Here is a 17,177-nt window from a genome sequence, read left to right as displayed (position 1 = left end):
GAAAATGGTGCATTGCAATAAAGAGCTGTTAAAACTTATAACTTATCACGTACAACTTATAACCCGTTAAGATTTTTCTCCAACTGTTTTCTCAAGCTGTTTTTTGTCGTCTTTATACTTACTGGGGCATTTTAACAGGATGTCGCTGCATTCAAAAACATCGCCCTGCATTTTGCCTTTTAACACCATTCTTTCACTTTGTTCCAGCTCTGCAGGTTTTGTGTTATGGTAAACAACTTTGGTAACATTACCCAAGCTGTCCTTGGCAATAAAAGACAAATAGTTGGGGTTTTTTGCCGGATCATAATCCAGCGGACTTGTTCTGTCCAGTTTGGCGATTAAATGAACAAATTTGCCTTGTTTTTGCCGGGCGGAAGCAACCGTATCATAGGTCGAAAAATCCACTGAAAGCATAATCAGGGTTCCGATGGCAATGGCAATGACTACTAAAAGAATAATGTGCGATTTTTTCATAACGTTCACTTTAACGCCGCAAAGGTAAAGCAAAACAAGCTGCGACGGGCATAATTTAAATCAGCAAAAAGTATGATTATGCTGGGTATCTTGTTAACAATTTCATCGTTGGTTTGTTTGGTATCTGTTATCTTTGCCGCCGTTTTGCATGTGTAAAAATGACACAATTCATTCAATAATTATTACTGATGACAGACCTCTCTCATTTTGATCCCAATTCAGTTGGCAACCCCAACAATAATATTTTTGGTTTACCTTTTACAGAAGAAGATGCAAGGCTGGTAATTATACCGGTTCCCTGGGAAGTTACAGTAAGTTACAACGCAGGTACAGCAAGGGCTCCCGAACATGTTTTCAAGGCGAGCCTGCAGGTGGATTTATTTGATCCTGAATTGAAAGACGCCTGGAAACAGGGTTTTTTTATGCGTCCCTGCGATAAAAAAATTCTGATGAAAAGCGATTACCTGCGCAAGGAAGCAGAGTTATACATCAATTATATTTCAGAAGGGGAAGAGGTAAACGACAATAAGTTCATGAGCAAAACATTGCGGGAAGTAAATGCCGGCAGTGTTTTTTTGAATGACTGGGTATACGAGCAAACGAAAGATTTGCTGGACGCAGGAAAATTAGTCGGATTACTCGGCGGAGATCACAGCACACCATTGGGTTTTTTTAAAGCCATCGCACAGAAACACGGAGACTTTGGGATTTTACAAATTGATGCCCACTGTGATTTAAGAAAGGCGTATGAAAATTTTAATTATTCTCATGCATCGATCATGTACAATGCGCTGGAAGAAATTCCACAGTTAACCAAACTGGTTCAGGTGGGCGTAAGAGATTATTGTGAAGAAGAATGGGATTATATAGCGCTTAATAAAGAAAGGGTAGTTACTTATTTTGATAAGGATATCCGGGAGCGCCAATATGAAGGGCAAACCTGGAAGGAGATCGCAAATGAAATAATCAGCCAGTTACCACAAACTGTATTTATCAGTTTTGATATTGACGGACTGGACCCCAAATTATGTCCACACACAGGTACACCTGTGCAAGGCGGTTTCGAAACCGAGCAGGTATTTTATATCTTTAAATTATTGATGCAAAGCGGCCGCAAGATAGTGGGCTTCGATCTAAACGAAGTAGGCGTTAGTCATGACGAATGGGACGAAAATGTTGGGGCCAGGTGTTTGTTTAAATTGTGCAGTATGCTGGTTAGTTGTAACCCGGCTTAACCATGTACGTATTTACCATAAAAGATAATGGCGGCAGCATTAATGCAGTAGTAACAAGAAGCTTGTTGGCCCTGGGCGGAATTGCGTCGCTTCTATACCACGGCCACGAATATCTTTATATTAATATTATCGCCGCGGTGGCTTTGTTTGCCGCAGCGCTTTTTGTAAACCGGCTTTTGACGCAATACAAAATTCCAGTATTGGTTTTGATGACAGCAGGCGCGGTTTTTGTGCTGGGCGCCACACTTTTTATTCCATTTGCTGCATTATTAATTGCATACGGCTTGCTGGCAAAAACATTGTATACAGCGCCTGTTGTCAAGATCCATTCCCAGGGAGTACAAATTATAAAACCGTTTGGCAATAAAGAACACACCTGGACCGAATTCAACAACATTATTTTAAAGGATAATCTGCTTACGCTTGATTTTAGGAACAATACATTGTTACAACTGTTGGTTGCCGAAATCAGCTATGGCACGGACGAACAAAGCTTCAATGAATTTTGCAGCGGATTCATTGGATTATAACTTAATTTCTTTCTCATTCTGAGTTGTTTACATTTGGTTAGTTGCTATTTAAGTTTCAATCTAAACTTCGGGTATTTTTTATGGATTTTTAACGGTTTGCATCTGTACAAAAAACTACCGCTATGCCATCTCAATTTTCCCTCCGCGTAATCCATCCGGCATTTGAATTATTGAAACGTTCAGCGCCAATGTTGCACTTTATTGTAGCCTCTATTATCTTAGTCAACGGCTTGCATCATTTTAACAACCACCATATCAGCCGGCTTATATGCTATTGCCAGTTGTTGATTGCAACAGATATCTACCTGCTCTTATTTTTTATCACGCTTGGCATGCTGGCCGATGTAATTTATCTCAATTGCATTTTTCGTTTTATTGAAGCGGCAACCCTGCTCGGCATTGGTTTTTTACTGATTGGCGACGGGCATACCATATTAGGTGCGCTGCATTTTTTACTGGCAGCGGGGTACGCATTGATTTTTTACAGGGAATACCGCATACAACATTCTGAAACAATCGATATAAAGCCAACAGGAATTACCATACCGAACTTTAAAGCCGATACGGAAATAGGATGGCAGGATATAAAAACGGTTGTACCCCGTTACCATTCCATCTTTATAGAAACTTTCCGTAATAAAAAAATACAATTTCAGCTGCGAAATAATTTGAATATGGAAGAATTGCAGCTGATTGATGATTTCTGCAGGCGGCACCAGCTTTCGGCATAATGATACTGACCCGGAACCACAGTAGTTTCAGCGGATTAAAATGCTGAAAGGTCGTCATCTCTATTTCTTCAGACCATTTCATTCAGGCATCAACAAGCGCATGGGCAATTTAAAAGTTGAGCAACTGCTACAAATTGACGAATTTTGCCGTCAGTTAAAAAAGGTGGATGATTCGGTCAGCACTTCGTGCAAAAGAAATTATCCACTAAAAAATTATCATTTATCCATTAATTATGACCCCTTACATTTTATACTCCGACGGAGAAGGCAATATTTTTGAAGATACGTCCCTGTACACAACAGGCCGCAGCGGCTGGGATGCATTACCCATTGAAGAAACAGACTGGATTGAACTGCCCGACGGCGGCAATTTATACGAACTGCCCGGCAGAAAAGGAATTGGCATCGATGTGAAAACAGGCGAGATGCGGTTGTGCGAAAAGGGCTGGGCTGTTGCCGCATTTATTCCACCTGCCCATACGGGGTTATACATGGCCGCTTATGAGACAGAAAAAGATGCACCAACGCTGCCGCTATTTTGTTACACCGCCGCCGGCTGGTGGGATGACAAATTTTATGTGCCTGCGGTAAGAATTGAAAATGATATTCGCCAGGAATGTGAAGGCTACGATGATAAACAAATAGAAAGCGGCACAGATTATTTATTAAAAACCTATCCGCACAACAGGCTGGTAAAACACCTGATGGAAAATTGTTGTCTTACTTACAATTGCCCCGCTGCCAGGAACCTGGCGATGGGCCGTTGGGAATGCCCGGTTCCATCTTCCCCCGCCTGTAATGCCAACTGTATCGGCTGCATCAGTTTTCAGCCCATAGAAGAAACGATTGTAAGTACACAGGACAGGTTGACCTTTCGCCCGACACCTGAAGAAATTGTAGAGTTTACTGTACCGCATTTGGAAACAGCGCCTTTTCCGCTGATTAGTTTTGGTCAGGGCTGCGAAGGCGAACCCCTGCTGATGTGGGAAACTATCCGCGACAGCATTATTGAAATACGCAAGCATACACAAAAAGGAAGCATCAATATCAATACCAACGGTAGTAAACCAGACGCAGTAAAAGCCTTGTGTGAAGCGGGTTTAAACAGCATGCGGGTAAGTACCAACTCGGCCCGGGAGAGTGTATATACACCTTACTATCGCCCCAATAATTATGCGTTTGCCGATTTGATTGAAAGCCTGAAAATAGTTCGCAGTTACGGTGGGTGGACGAGCATTAATTACTTTGTTTTTCCAGGCATGACGGATAGCATTGAAGAATATGAAGCGCTCAGAAAACTGATCAGGGAAACTGATTTGTGCATGATACAATGGCGCAATTTTAATATTGATCCTGACTGGTATCTTGGTAAAATCGGCGTTACCGAAACAGGAGAGTGTATGGGGGTAAAACAATTGATGGAGCTCATAAGAGAAGAATTTCCTGACCTTAAGTTCGGTTATTTTAACCCGGCAATAGAAAGAATCAAAGGCAATTTTGAAGTAGATTTTGCGCATTGATTTTGAAATGTAAATAAAAAGCCACCAGCAGAACTGGTGGCCCTCCCGCTGCACTGCGGGACAGATTATTTGTTGAGCATCCGGTTAACGCAAGGTTACCGAAGGTGCCCATGATTGATCTGTAGATTGCATGAATACCTCCTTTTTATTTGGTGAATATTAAAGTTAAGCAATTCTCACCTGAAAGTGTCACTCGACAAATGAGTTAACAACTCTTTTTTTTCACCCAACTCATCAAATTTCTAATCGTTCCAATACCAGCAGGGTTTCCAGGAATTCGTTCCAGGCTGTCTGCCATTTTTCTTTCGCTGTGTTGATTGTATCATGATGCTCAGTGCCTGCAGCGCCTTTTGCCTGCATATATTCCTCCAGCTTCTTAAGTGTTTCTGCATTTAATTCTTCCAGTTTTTTCGTATGTTCCATGTTATTTGTTTTAACCTGTTTTTTATACTATAAAGTTACTTTGTTTAAAAGAGATTGCTTCAGTTATTTAGTGCAATTGACAGCGCAATTTTTGTTGCATAAAGGCGATACTTTAATTTAGTTGCCTTATTAAAGGAAACGTATAAAATAACGACATCATGAACATTATCATCAGGAAAGCAGCTGAACCGGATTTTGAAGCCATTTTATTACTGATAAAAGAATTTGCCATTTTTCAGAAAACACCTGACAAAGTAAGCATTACCCTGGACGAGATGATTGAAAATGGAAGCCTGTTTCAATGCTTTGTAGCAGAGACTGCTGACAAAAATATTGTTGGTTTTGCGAGCTTTTTTTTCGCTTATTATTCATGGAGCGGCAAGGCGATTTATCTGGACGATTTGTATGTTATCAATTCGTTTAGAAAACACGGTATCGGTAAAATGTTATTGCACCAAATCATTGAACTGGCAAAAAACAGCGCCTGCAAAAAAGTACGCTGGCAGGTCTCTAAATGGAATAGCAATGCCATTGAGTTTTATCAGAAAATGTCAGCTGCGGTAGATGAAACAGAAATCAATTGTGATTTGGCTTTAGCTGATTAAATATCCTGAACCCGGCCTGAAGAAGAATTTGCTGTTAACGAAATAAATGAAGTGTATTCAGTTATCTTTGATACAACTAATTTACTTGCTGCATGAAACATTCATTATTATTCCTCACTGTCTTATTTATTTTTATCACAACCACAAGTGCCCAGGATCTTGCCGGTAAAGCCAATGCATTTATCAACATGCTGGAGGCTGCACAACGCACCAAAGCGCTGTATCCTTTTGATACAACCGAACGGTACCGCTTTCATTATGTGCCTCAGGACGACAGGAAAGGCATTTCATTTAATGAATTAACACCTGCGCAAAGAGAAGCGGCCATCACATTACTAAAAACCTGTCTTACAGATGAAACCGTAAAGAAGGTGAGAGAAATTATGCTGCTGGATAATGTGCTGAAAGAACTGGAAAACCGTAAACCGGAAGATCATTTCCGTGATCCGTTGAAATATTTCGTCACCATTTTTGGTGTTCCTGCAGCCGGCAATATCTGGGGCTGGCGTTTGGAAGGCCATCATGTTTCTTTTCACTTTTCTGCCAGTAACAATAAACTGGTTGCAGCCACACCCACCTTTATGGGTGATAATCCCGCCATCGTGCTAGGCGGCGATCAAAAAGGCAAAGAAGTGTTGAAAGAAGAAACGGATAAAGGATTTGCACTCGTACAAAATCTTTCGCCGGAAGAATTAAAAAAAGCACTTATAGATACCATCGTACCGGCTGATATAGTAACCGCCAACAATCGCCAGGCAATGATCAAAAATCCTGCAGGCATAAGGTATTCAGAATTGTCTGCCGCCAGTAAACAGCGTATGCTGCAGTTACTTAATTTATACGTGCACCGGTACACCACTTTGTTTGCAGATGCTATGCTGAAAGAAATACAAACAGCCGGGCTGGACAATCTTTGGTTTACCTGGCTGGGTTATACAGATCATGCTTTTGGCAAGCCTTGCTACTACCGCATCCAGGGTCCTACCATTATTATTGAATACGATAATACGCAAAACAATGCCAACCACATTCACACTGTAGTGAGAGATTTGAAAACTGATTTTGGCGGCGATCCTTTACTGGAACATTACAGGCAAAGTCATTAACACTTGGCATTGATGCACCGTTTGCATCAATAGCAAAATGTATTTTTACTCAATTAAATTATGACAGAAGAAATAAACCAGGCACTCCCAAAGGCCTATAATGAAATTATGGAAGCGACGGCCGCTTCGGGATTTACAATGGCGTCCGACGTACTTACTTGCTCATTGCTGCGCACGTTAGCGGCTTTAAAACCCGGAGGTAAATTTTTGGAATTGGGTACCGGAACAGGCCTCTCTGCTTCCTGGATTTTGGATGGCATGGATGCGCAATCATCGCTGGTTTCTGTTGACAATGACCCTGCGTTTTTACAAATCGCTGAACAATTTTTACGTGGCGATCAACGATTGCAACTGGTTACGTCTGACGGGGGGGAATGGGTAACAACCAATAGTGGTCAAAAATTTGATTATATTTTTGCAGATACCTGGCATGGCAAATATTTGATGCTGGAGGAAGTATTGAATATGCTGAGCCCCGGCGCTTTGTACATAATTGACGACATGCTGCCGCAACCCAACTGGCCGGAAGGACACGCCGAAAAAGCTACCCTGCTTATAAAACAATTAGATGATAGAAAAGACCTTACGCTTACAAAACAAGTTTGGGCAACAGGCATCATTATCGCAGTAAAAAAATAAAGGATGAAAGCAGTTACAACTACGATTGAGCCGTGGCTGTCCGTAATTAACAGCGGAAAAGCCGTGGCTTTTTATAAGCTTGCATTTGAGGCAGCAGAACTTTTTAAAATGGAAGCGCCGGATGGTTCGCTGGTAGCGCAGCTTGCCATTGGCGGGGCAAGTTTTTGGGTAAGCGATGAATCGCAGGAGCATGGTAATTTCAGTCCGCAAACATTGGGTGGCAAAGGTACTGTAAGAATCATTTTAACCGTCACCGATCCGGATTTGGCGTTTGGGAAAGCCCTTGCTGCTGGTGCAACACAGGTATCTGCAGTAACGGAGGAATATGGATGGCGGGTCGGCAGGGTGGTGGATCCGTTCGGCCATCACTGGGAGATTGGCCGCCCGGTGGACAGTACTGATAATTGACCGCGGATAATTAAGTATTTACCTTAAGGACTGATCGTCTTTCATTCAACAAAAGATAACGTGATGAAGCTTTTTATTGTAACCCTGCTAATGATAGTCAGCTACGGCTGTACCAATGTATGTAGTGCTCAGGAAAATAAATGGAGACCCGGATTGCAGCCGCAGCTAAGTAAAGATAATCGTGGCGTAATAAGAATGGTATACGGAGCAGGTGATACAATATTTTGCGCCACTTCCTCCAATAACGGCCAAACTTTTTCTAATCCAAAATTAGTGGCAGTTGTAAAAGACATGCATCTCGGCATGTCGCGAGGCCCGCAGCTGGCCAGTTCTGCCAATTACTCCATGGTGGCTGCCGTTGATAAAAAAGGATCCGTACATACTTTCTGCCTGTCTCATTCAACTGGTAAATGGACGCAATGCAAGAATGCAAATGATGTTGCCAACAGTGCACCGGAAGGCCTGATGAATATTGCAGCTGATGAGCACGACAATTTTTACGCAGTGTGGCTGGACATTCGCAATGATAAAACCAACAATATATGCTTCGCAAAAACAACCACCCGGGGAAGAAGCTGGTCTCCCAATAAACTTGTCTATATTTCACCAGACAAACACGTATGCGAATGTTGTAAGCCAACCATCACAGTAAGAAAATCGGATGTGTACATTCAATTCAGAAACTGGCTGAATGGTTCAAGAGACCTTTACCTGCTGTCGTCTACTAATGGCGGTGAGGATTTTAATCAACCTGTAAAATTAGGCGATGGTACCTGGAAATTAAATGCCTGCCCGATGGATGGCGGAGGCCTGGTTGTTAATGATCAGCAGCAGGTGACTTCCGTATGGCGAAGGGAAAATAAAATATACCTTTCAAAGCCCGGTGAGACAGAAACAGAGATTGCATCAGGCCGCAATTGCAGCATTACCAACCCACAACATCCCATCATTACCTGGCAGGAAGGTGATCGGCTGAAAGTGAAGGATCTCAATAAAAATACCACCCTAAATGCCGGAAAAGGTGGCTTTATAAAAGCAGTGAAAACCAACGATGATAAAATTTTCTGCGCCTGGGAAGCAGACGGCCAGATAATTTTTGCCCGCCTGTAATATTGTATTTCCCATTAATTTTTCAAAATAAATGCCTGTTTATCATTCGCAATCAGTTGCTGCTACGTTTATACAAAGGCTGCTTTGTTCCTTTTTTAACGAATAGTATAATTTCTACTTATATCCCAGCATAATTTTACAGCATAATAGACGTTACTCTATTTGCAGACCTAAAAAATTGTGGTTATTTTATCCTGTTAAATCCAATAACAACATGAAACAAAAAATCAGCATCACAGCTAACCTGAACGACCCTGCTAATTTAAAAGATCTTGTAGAAAACCTCGCTTCCTGTCATACTGATAGAGGCTATTGTAAAGTACCGGTTCCTGAAAAATGGAAAGCACTTGAAATGTCAAGCACCCAGATATATGTGCTGGGATCTCTGGACGTACATGCCAAAACAAATGACTGTGTAAAAAGAGTGAATATGCCGTTTACCAGCAGCTTTTTATTTACCTGCATCAAGGAAAAATGTGGTTTGTTTAACCTGGAGTGGAGTGTATCCTTGTCCTGATCAGTAATATTCCTCTCTTTTTTTAATGTTTATGTTTGCATTAGCATGGTTTAAGTTTTGTTTTATGAAGCTCATACATCTCAGCAAGCAGCGGGACATGCGATACTACACCTTAATTTTTTTGTTAACAGGAAACTAAAAATAGGTGTAAGTTTTTATTACGATGCTGCCATCGCCCGCAACCGTTTTTTTGGATGCTATCCTGTCGTATAAATCAAAAGTGTAGGTGTAATCTGTCGTGCCGGAAAATGAGCCAACCTCGAACCTGAGTTTTTTAACCAGGTGATTTTTTTTTTGCTGCATTGGGATCGGCAACCCGCTAACGTTGGGTATTGAGTAATTTATAACCGGTTAATATTCAAAATGCTGTCCATTGCCAAATAAGTCAGAAGAGCTTATTTTATCTCCATCCGAATTATATTTATAAATCGTTCTATCCGATAGCACCGGTATAGTTCCTGCCTGGTAGTCATACTCTTTTTATTCCACCAACTGATTAGCTGCATTGTACACATATCTTTCCGAGCTGAAATTCCTTGAGTTGTTGTATTGAAAAGTACTATCAATAAAGCCGGCTATGTTTGTATAGGCATCTGAATGAATAGAAAGTACATTGCCATTGTATATATCTACTGAGTACTTGCCCGCAGATGTATAGGAAAATAAAAATTTATCTCCCGCAGATGTTGCTGAGGTAACACTGATAATCCTGTCACTGTCGTCATATCCTAAATTATAAATAATAATCAAATTTCCCAAACTGGGAGAAACAATATCTTCTGTATAACTCTTTACTTAAGCCCGCCTGTTGATTGGGACTTTGTACTATTTTCTTTTTTACAACTACCCAGCAATCCAACACCGGTAACCATCAGCAAAATGAATAAATTCTTTTTCATAAGCAACTTATAACTCCTCTTAAGAATGAGTCAATTGGGCAAAACGGGTTTTAACAGGTAACAGTTTACAAGGGCACAACTTGCCACCAAAACGGGGAATAAATAAATATATTTTATTTCAGTATTTGCTTTTTGATACAAAAGGTTATGAAGGCTGTATGGAGTAAATATTTTACAGTTAACAACATGAATTATTTATCTTCCTGTTTATAAAAAATACAGATGAGAAAAATATTTTGTTGCCCTGCTTTTTTGCTTACGGTATTTACAGCTTCAGCTCAGCTCCTTACCAAAATAGAAAAGCAGGTTGTTACCAATATAGAAACATCCATGCCTGCTACATTGCAGCTGTTAAAAGAATCTGTCGATATCAACAGCGGCACTTTTAATATTGCCGGCGTAAAAAAAACAGGCGAACTGTACGCTAAAGAATTAACTGCCCTTGGCTTTGCAGTTTCCTGGGTTCCGTTGCCTGATTCATTGAAAAGGGCAGGGCACCTGGTAGCCCACCACAAAGGGAAAAAAGGAAAAAAACTTTTCCTGATTGGTCACCTGGATACTGTATTTGAACCTGATATGCCGGCTAACCCGTTTACGATGCTGAATGACAGTACTGCAACAGGGCAAGGCGTGAATGATATGAAAGGAGGCGATGTGATGGTGATAGCGGCTTTAAAAGCTTTACAGAAGCAGGGCTTGCTGAATGATGCTAACATCACCATTTATTTTACCGGCGATGAAGAGAATGCCGGAAGCCCGGTTTCTGTCAGCAGGGCTGATTTTATTGAACGTGCAAAGCAGCATGAGATAGCATTGGCTTTTGAAGGTGCGGTTGGCCTGGATAAAGTAGCCACCGCCCGTCGCGGAGCCAGTGAATGGAAGCTGGAAGTAGAAGCAAAGCAGGCACATTCATCCAATATATTTGGCAGCGCCGGTTATGGCAGTGTGTACGAAGCTGCAAGAATCGTAGATCAGTTCAGGGAGCAGTTGAGCAAGGAGCAGTACTTAACCTTTAACCCTGCGCTGTTTATCGGAGGCTCCGATGTAGCGTATAATGATGCAAGCCAAAAAGGAACTGTATCAGCCAAGACCAATATCATTGCACCGCACACAGTTGTTCTCGGGGATTTACGTTTTCTTTCCGAAACGCAAAAAGAAAATGCCCGGGTTGTCATGCGCAAAATTGTCAATGAGCATTTGCCCGGCACTAATGCAACTATCAGTTTCCAGGATGGTATACCAGCTATGCCACCAACCTCCGGCAACGAAGCCCTTGTAAAAGTGGTGAATGATATCAGCCTTAATTTAAATTTTGGTGAAGTGAAAGCAGGTGATCCCGGGGCGAGGGGAGCTGGTGACATTTCTTATGTTGCCAATTACCTGGATTGTCTTGATGGCCTGGGTGCGTCGGGTAAAGGAGCCCATGCACCGGGAGAAATTATCAATCTCAATGAATATCCCAAACTCATCAAAAGAACAGCCCTATTGATTTACAGGCTGACAAGGTAGGTAAGTATGCAGTGGTGATGTGTGCTGCATCATCCCGATGGCCGACGGAGATTAAACCGCAACGTACTTTCTTTCAGTAAGTTGCGGTATCAGTAAAACATATTGCGGCTGATTGCGATTGAAAAGTATTGTTTAATTACCTGTTATAAGGTTCATACTGGCAGCCAACTGTAATGGTGACTGTTTCTGAAACCTGGTTTGCAACCAGTGCCGGAATTTTGATATTGTAATCTGCCAGCTTTACTATAAACTTCGAATCGGCGCTGATTTTTTTTCCCACTACGCGAATTGTGGCAGGGACTTCTACCTTATTACTTACGCCATGCATGGTAAGTGTACCGGCAATAGTAACCGGGTAGGCGCCATCCTGGTTAAAATTCACCTTGGAAGGATCTGTAATAACACCCTTGAAAGTGGCTTTTGCGAATTTTGAACTTTCCATATAATCTTCATTAAAGTGGTCCTGCATCAGCGCCTTCTTAAATTTAAAGCCTGTTACAAGCACCTGGAAAGCCAATTCATTTTTTAAAGGATCAAGCATACTAAAAACTTCATTGTTATTGGCATCAATGTTTTCCGCTGTTGTTGCAGAAAATATGGCAATGGTACCGTTACGTGTAATATATTTTTCCTGTGCGTTGCTATGCAAAGCTGATACCAGAAACAGGGTTGCCACAATTACTTTTAATTGATTCATACAATAGTTATTTATTTTTTTTAAGTGAGAAAATACGTGAAAGGTTAAAGCCCCACCTGAAGCGCCATTGCGCCCAGCTGGTAGTGGTATATGGAATAAATTGATTTTCGAGTATGGCTGTACTGTTCGTAAAGGTGAAATCAAATACATGTCCGCCTGTTTCAAACTCCAGCCCCGCCCCAAACGGATTGTAAAACGTAAGTCCGTTTGCCTTTAAAGCAGCTGTGCTTGCTTTATTTCTGAATACTTTAAAGTAATCTGCTACCAGCGCCACTCTTTTCGAAATCTTTAACCTGCCCCCGATGCCTGCAGCATAAATATCATTCTGATCGTTGTGGATAACGTAATTCGTGTGCACATAGGTTGGCATTACCATTAGCGAAAAACGATCGGAGAATTTTCTTGCCAGCAGCAGTTGCGAGGTGTAGGATAGGCGGTCGCTGAAATTGTTAAAGTGATCAGGTGTATTGGCTTTGGCATTGGAGGCCATTGAGCTGGCCACCAGGTTACCAAAGGCTGTTACTGTAACGGGCATACTACCGTCTTCGGTTTGCCGCAGCAGTTTATATTTCAGGGACGTTTCGTACAACTGCCTTACTGCAGCGGCGCCTTTTGCCCTGCCAATACCCACGGTAAGCCGGTCCGTTATACCATAGTCAAAACCTATTTTTACGTCGGTGGAATTTTCCAGTCCGTAAAAACTTTTTTCCCCGCCATATTCTCCTCCGATATCGCCAAACCTGTGTGCTACCCTAAAGTCAAGTTCATGCTTGCCCAACGTTTCAATGGTGCGGCTGTTTACCAGTTGTGTGCCTTTAAAAGTGGCATAGGTATATTGTTTTTTTGTAGCGGTTGATGTGGCCATTTCCTTGTCAAGCATATTGGAAAGACTGTCCTGTGCAATTACCCGTCCGGCACAGAAAAATAATACTGTTATAAGTAGTGTTCGCATTAGTGTTATTTAAATAAATGATGGTGTTTTACAATTTACTCCGGGGAACCTCTTTTAATCCATGCTTTTAACAGCTGTTTATCAGCATCCGAAAATGGTTTTCTTGGCGCCGGCGGCATGGAGTTTTCAACAATGGTTTCCATAATCCTTGTTCCGTATTCCACCGCATTTTCATAGGTGTTTGTATTGTACCAGAACTGCGCGGCGGAGCCACCTTTACCATGGCAGGTGCTGCAATTGTTCTTGATAACATTATGCACATAATTGGTATAGGTAACCGAGGTATCCGTAACACCATCCGGAACAAAATTCGCAGGGCTAACCGTTACATCTCCTTTCTTGGAACAGCCGGCCAGCAGCAGCAAAAAACAAATCACATAGTAGTGGCTATAGCGCATGCTGATTACACTTTTCATAATAAAAAATTATTTTTTTTGATTTAATTCAGGAGCAGACTTTTAATTAAAACCACGTCATTGAGATAGCCGGTACAAATACCTTTAATAGTAACCAGGTCGCCTGGTTTTAAATTTTGTGCAGGCTGATCCAACGTACACGCAATGCCAAACATTGGATCTCCCGAATCTAATATAACCTGTTGTTGTGCCTGTTGTGTTTGCTTTACTTCAAGTACTTTTCCACTTACTTCCAGTGCCTTGTTCAGGTAGGTTTTATTGGCCGCTGGTTCATTGGAACTGTAATCTTTAAACAAGTTTTCGGCTGTAACTGCCTGGGCTGAAAGGCTGGCAACATCCTGCTGTGGTTTGTTATATTGATACCAGCCAATTGCTGCGCTGATGATAATAATAGCGGGCACGGCGAAAAGAAAAATTTTCTTTACGTTCATAAAAAAATATTTTTTATTAATTAAAAATTGCAGCGTTGTAATGGGAAATACCGGACAGAAGTTCAATTTAAAGTGCCGGCGTACGGCGCATAAAAAGGCATTCCATAGGTCCTGTTTTGTACAAAATATTCTAAATGGATTTTTTCTTCAGAATGTTTTCACCTTGCCAAAAGTCATGCCAACAGTGACATTATCCGGGGGATAATTGTCCTCAACTCTGTGCCAGACTTGTTAAAGTTATTTAAACAAGTGAAAATTTTAATTTGTGAATTTTTGTATTTTTTTTAATTTTTATAATGTTTTACTGATGTTGTAATTTCCTTTTCAAATCAAAATATGTATTGTAATCAAAAGAGCACACTACATATACATACAGCTGTTTACCAAATAAAAGAATGTATGGCAAATATCATTTTTAATAAAATTGAACTACATTTCATGCCTGTAGATAACTGTAGCCTACCAGACGGTTTTTAATTTAATAAGATGGATCAGGATAAACCAGTGCTTCCGTTAAGATCGGTTGATATTACCAGGTATATAACTCCGCTTCGCGAAGGCGGTTCTCTTCCTGCTATTGTGGAAGCCAGTGATGAGTTTTTGTATGTACTTAAATTCAGGGGCGCCGGCCAGGGAGTAAAAGCATTGATCGCAGAATTAATTGGCGGCGAAGTAGCCAGGGTGCTTGGTTTCAGGGTGCCGGAAATTGTTTTTGCAAATATTGACATCGCCTTCGGCAGAACGGAGCCCGATGAGGAAATTCAGGATTTATTAAAAGCCAGTACTGGCCTTAACCTGGCATTGCATTACTTATCAGGCTCGGTTACTTTCGACCCGGCCGTGACTACCATCGATCCGTTGCTTGCATCACAGATTGTATGGCTGGATTGCCTGCTTACAAATATGGACCGTACCGTACGTAATACAAATATGTTATGGTGGCATAAGGAGTTGTGGCTGATAGACCATGGAGCTTGTTTGTATTTTCATCATAATTTGCAAAACTGGCAGGAGCAGGCGATACGGCCTTTTACTTTGGTGAAAGATCATGTATTGCTGCCGCAGGCAACGCAATTGAATGAGGTGGATCAAACTTTTCGTTCAATACTTACAAACGACCGCATACAGGCTATTGTAAACTCAATCCCGGACGATTGGCTGGTTCCCGATACTTCCTTTTCTTCACTTGAAGAACATCGCCTTGTTTACAGCCAGTTTTTAACTACCCGTATTGCCCATTCTGCCGTTTTTATAAAAGAAGCACAACATGCCAGATCATTTATTTGAATACGCGGTAATCCGCATTGTGCCCCGGGTTGAGCGGGAAGAGTTCCTGAATGTGGGAGTTATATTGTATTGTGCAAAAGAACATTTTTTACAGGCAAAAGTTTGCTTAAATGAAGACCGCCTGGCTGCTTTTTGTATGGAAACTGATAAAGCAGAATTGAAACAGCACCTGGATGCAATACAGCGTATATGTGTTGGGGATAGTAGTGCAGGCCCGATAGCAAAACTGGATATTGCCGCACGCTTCCGGTGGCTCACTGCCACAAGAAGTACCGTAGTGCAAACATCCAAAGTGCATCCGGGGTTTTGTAAAAATCCTGGACAGACTCTGGCAAAATTGTATACCCGCCTTGTACTGTAAAAATGCACTAGCTTTCAAATGCAACGCTATAAGTAACAAAATCTGCAGCAGCTGAAATATGGAACAAGCAATCAAAAAAACAATTACAGGATATCACCTGGGTGACAGGCTTGATTTGAAGGAGTTGAAAAATAACCTGGCTTTTAATTGCATCTACGCAGACCCTACGGAATTAATGTATGATGCGGAGAACGGATCCTATATTGGTATTTTCGACTATGGAAGTATTGTTTTTTTTGGAGTGGATTACAGTACGCAAACCAATATCATCAATGCAGTGCGTACCATTCTAAACATCGGGAGTGCCGAACTGAAAAGAGAAAACTTTGATGTGGAGATTAATCCTGATGCATCTTACAAAGTTATTTTCGACCGGCTCATTATTAAAACGCTCACCATCGATATTGCCAAAATCATCATGCTTAATATAGCGCAATCTGTGGCGCTCGATTATTACATTGAGCAATCGAATATCTTATTACAGCAGACTTTTCAATTTACGATGGAGCTGGAAGAGAAAGGTAGATTTTCTATCAAGGGAAACGCATTGCTGAAATACATCGGCCGGCTGCTGAATCTTAAAAATAAAATTACGCAAAACATCTACATATTTGACAGTCCTAACCTAACCTGGAATGACGAATACCTGAACCAGATCAATACCGATCTGAGCCGGGAACTGGACATTAAACTGAGGCATAGCAGTCTGCAGGATAGCCTGAATACGGTGAAGGATAATCTCGATATCCTGAAAGACATTAACCAGCACTCTTACAGCAGCAAGCTGGAGCTGATTGTGATTGTGCTGATTGCAATTGAAATTATTAACCTCATCATTTCAAAAATTCTCTAATTATCTGCTCGGTAATGTGGATAAAATGCCTTCTCAGGATAAAAATTACCGACATCGTCCGCTGAAACATAAGCCAGTAGCGGCGATAGCAATTTTAACATTTTTTGGTAAAATTGTTGAAGGGGAGAGTAAAAAAACAATGAATTTGAAACATGCTGTTCTTATCTTTTTTGTATTTACAGGATCACTGATCAGTTGCAGTAAAAAGGTCCACCCGGTAGCAACCGAATCTGAAACGGTAAAAAAAGATTCTATTGCAGAGAAAAAAGCAGTTGCAAAAAAGAAAGCCAGGGAACCTTTGCCAAAAGTAATTTCAGTAAATGATTTAAGCGCTAAAAAAACAATTGATGGCCGGTATTATTACGATTTGCAGGGGCATCGTTACTGGCGCAATAATAAGGATGGAAAATACTATTTGTTTAATAAAGCGATGTATACCGATGATGCTTATAAACCTAATTAGAAACAAAAAGA

General features: G+C 41.2%; 23 protein-coding genes. 15 read left to right on the top strand and 8 right to left on the bottom strand.

Annotated features, from left to right (window positions below):
* Positions 1–66: 66 nt before the first annotated feature.
* The gene (locus tag QWZ08_RS06280; RefSeq protein ID WP_290336406.1) at positions 67–474 is read right to left on the bottom strand and encodes a cytochrome c maturation protein CcmE domain-containing protein; all 408 of its coding nucleotides are present in this window, start codon (positions 472–474) and stop codon (positions 67–69) included.
* A gap of 188 nt (positions 475–662) precedes the next feature.
* On the opposite strand from QWZ08_RS06280, the gene QWZ08_RS06275 reads away from it, so the two are divergent.
* The 4 genes from QWZ08_RS06275 to QWZ08_RS06260 all read left to right on the top strand — a co-directional run bounded on the left by QWZ08_RS06275 (position 663) and on the right by QWZ08_RS06260 (position 4,490).
* The gene (locus tag QWZ08_RS06275) at positions 663–1,709 is read left to right on the top strand and encodes an agmatinase family protein (RefSeq protein ID WP_290336405.1); all 1,047 of its coding nucleotides are present in this window, start codon (positions 663–665) and stop codon (positions 1,707–1,709) included.
* Positions 1,710–1,711: 2 nt separating this feature from the next.
* Positions 1,712–2,239 carry a hypothetical protein gene (locus QWZ08_RS06270; protein ID WP_290336404.1) on the top strand — a complete coding sequence of 176 codons (528 nt, stop codon included), beginning with the start codon at positions 1,712–1,714 and terminating at the stop codon, positions 2,237–2,239.
* 122 nt (positions 2,240–2,361) lie between these two features.
* Complete coding sequence (locus tag QWZ08_RS06265) at positions 2,362–2,970, top strand: hypothetical protein (protein ID WP_290336403.1); 609 nt, start codon at positions 2,362–2,364, stop codon at positions 2,968–2,970.
* A 233-nt stretch (positions 2,971–3,203) separates the two neighbouring features.
* The gene (locus QWZ08_RS06260) at positions 3,204–4,490 is read left to right on the top strand and encodes a radical SAM family protein (protein WP_290336402.1); all 1,287 of its coding nucleotides are present in this window, start codon (positions 3,204–3,206) and stop codon (positions 4,488–4,490) included.
* Positions 4,491–4,724: 234 nt separating this feature from the next.
* Here the strand turns inward: QWZ08_RS06260 and QWZ08_RS06255 are convergent, their stop codons facing one another.
* Positions 4,725–4,913 (bottom strand): hypothetical protein, encoded by a 189-nt coding sequence (locus QWZ08_RS06255; RefSeq protein WP_290336400.1) that lies wholly within the window; start codon positions 4,911–4,913, stop codon positions 4,725–4,727.
* 158 nt (positions 4,914–5,071) lie between these two features.
* Between QWZ08_RS06255 and QWZ08_RS06250 the strand changes: the two genes are divergently transcribed.
* From QWZ08_RS06250 to QWZ08_RS06225, 6 genes are all read left to right on the top strand, one after another.
* Complete coding sequence (locus QWZ08_RS06250; protein ID WP_290336399.1) at positions 5,072–5,518, top strand: GNAT family N-acetyltransferase; 447 nt, start codon at positions 5,072–5,074, stop codon at positions 5,516–5,518.
* Positions 5,519–5,610: 92 nt separating this feature from the next.
* Positions 5,611–6,624, top strand: a complete 1,014-nt coding sequence (locus tag QWZ08_RS06245) for a DUF3500 domain-containing protein (RefSeq protein ID WP_290336398.1) — start codon at positions 5,611–5,613, stop codon at positions 6,622–6,624.
* A 60-nt stretch (positions 6,625–6,684) separates the two neighbouring features.
* Positions 6,685–7,263 (top strand): O-methyltransferase, encoded by a 579-nt coding sequence (locus QWZ08_RS06240; RefSeq protein ID WP_290336397.1) that lies wholly within the window; start codon positions 6,685–6,687, stop codon positions 7,261–7,263.
* 3 nt (positions 7,264–7,266) lie between these two features.
* Complete coding sequence (locus QWZ08_RS06235) at positions 7,267–7,671, top strand: VOC family protein (protein WP_290336396.1); 405 nt, start codon at positions 7,267–7,269, stop codon at positions 7,669–7,671.
* Between the two features lie 63 nt (positions 7,672–7,734).
* The gene (locus QWZ08_RS06230; RefSeq protein WP_290336395.1) at positions 7,735–8,781 is read left to right on the top strand and encodes a hypothetical protein; all 1,047 of its coding nucleotides are present in this window, start codon (positions 7,735–7,737) and stop codon (positions 8,779–8,781) included.
* A 214-nt stretch (positions 8,782–8,995) separates the two neighbouring features.
* Positions 8,996–9,298 (top strand): hypothetical protein, encoded by a 303-nt coding sequence (locus QWZ08_RS06225; RefSeq protein ID WP_290336394.1) that lies wholly within the window; start codon positions 8,996–8,998, stop codon positions 9,296–9,298.
* Positions 9,299–9,433: 135 nt separating this feature from the next.
* Here the strand turns inward: QWZ08_RS06225 and QWZ08_RS06220 are convergent, their stop codons facing one another.
* Positions 9,434–9,601 (bottom strand): hypothetical protein, encoded by a 168-nt coding sequence (locus QWZ08_RS06220; protein WP_290336393.1) that lies wholly within the window; start codon positions 9,599–9,601, stop codon positions 9,434–9,436.
* 177 nt (positions 9,602–9,778) lie between these two features.
* Positions 9,779–10,057 (bottom strand): hypothetical protein, encoded by a 279-nt coding sequence (locus QWZ08_RS06215; protein ID WP_290336392.1) that lies wholly within the window; start codon positions 10,055–10,057, stop codon positions 9,779–9,781.
* 362 nt (positions 10,058–10,419) lie between these two features.
* On the opposite strand from QWZ08_RS06215, the gene QWZ08_RS06210 reads away from it, so the two are divergent.
* Complete coding sequence (locus QWZ08_RS06210; RefSeq protein WP_290336391.1) at positions 10,420–11,706, top strand: M20/M25/M40 family metallo-hydrolase; 1,287 nt, start codon at positions 10,420–10,422, stop codon at positions 11,704–11,706.
* A 136-nt stretch (positions 11,707–11,842) separates the two neighbouring features.
* On the opposite strand, the gene QWZ08_RS06205 is transcribed toward QWZ08_RS06210, so the two are convergent.
* Genes QWZ08_RS06205 through QWZ08_RS06190 form a run of 4 tightly spaced genes read right to left on the bottom strand, consistent with a single transcriptional unit; the run spans position 11,843 to position 14,202 of the window.
* A complete protein-coding gene (locus QWZ08_RS06205; protein WP_290336390.1) occupies positions 11,843–12,403 on the bottom strand; it encodes a YceI family protein in 561 nt (186 codons plus the stop codon).
* 7 nt (positions 12,404–12,410) lie between these two features.
* Complete coding sequence (locus QWZ08_RS06200; RefSeq protein ID WP_290336389.1) at positions 12,411–13,355, bottom strand: DUF5777 family beta-barrel protein; 945 nt, start codon at positions 13,353–13,355, stop codon at positions 12,411–12,413.
* A gap of 35 nt (positions 13,356–13,390) precedes the next feature.
* Positions 13,391–13,771 (bottom strand): c-type cytochrome, encoded by a 381-nt coding sequence (locus QWZ08_RS06195; RefSeq protein WP_290336388.1) that lies wholly within the window; start codon positions 13,769–13,771, stop codon positions 13,391–13,393.
* 23 nt (positions 13,772–13,794) lie between these two features.
* Positions 13,795–14,202, bottom strand: coding sequence for an OB-fold protein (locus QWZ08_RS06190; RefSeq protein ID WP_290336387.1), 408 nt, complete (start codon positions 14,200–14,202; stop codon positions 13,795–13,797).
* Positions 14,203–14,688: 486 nt separating this feature from the next.
* Between QWZ08_RS06190 and QWZ08_RS06185 the strand changes: the two genes are divergently transcribed.
* From QWZ08_RS06185 to QWZ08_RS06170, 4 genes are read left to right on the top strand one after another with little or no spacing between them, the layout of a single operon-like run.
* Positions 14,689–15,489, top strand: coding sequence for a HipA family kinase (locus tag QWZ08_RS06185; RefSeq protein ID WP_290336386.1), 801 nt, complete (start codon positions 14,689–14,691; stop codon positions 15,487–15,489).
* Positions 15,470–15,850 (top strand): DUF3037 domain-containing protein, encoded by a 381-nt coding sequence (locus QWZ08_RS06180; protein WP_290336385.1) that lies wholly within the window; start codon positions 15,470–15,472, stop codon positions 15,848–15,850. The genes QWZ08_RS06185 and QWZ08_RS06180 overlap by 20 nt, the downstream gene beginning before the upstream one ends.
* Positions 15,851–15,908: 58 nt before the next feature.
* Positions 15,909–16,703 (top strand): RMD1 family protein, encoded by a 795-nt coding sequence (locus QWZ08_RS06175; protein WP_290336384.1) that lies wholly within the window; start codon positions 15,909–15,911, stop codon positions 16,701–16,703.
* A gap of 25 nt (positions 16,704–16,728) precedes the next feature.
* A complete protein-coding gene (locus tag QWZ08_RS06170; protein WP_290336383.1) occupies positions 16,729–17,166 on the top strand; it encodes a hypothetical protein in 438 nt (145 codons plus the stop codon).
* Positions 17,167–17,177: the final 11 nt, after the last annotated feature.

This window comes from Ferruginibacter paludis (assembly GCF_030409685.1).
GTDB classification, from domain to species: Bacteria; Bacteroidota; Bacteroidia; order Chitinophagales; family Chitinophagaceae; genus Ferruginibacter; species Ferruginibacter paludis.
The sequence above is the reverse complement of the archived record's forward strand: the minus strand, read 5'-3'. Positions and strand labels throughout refer to the sequence as shown.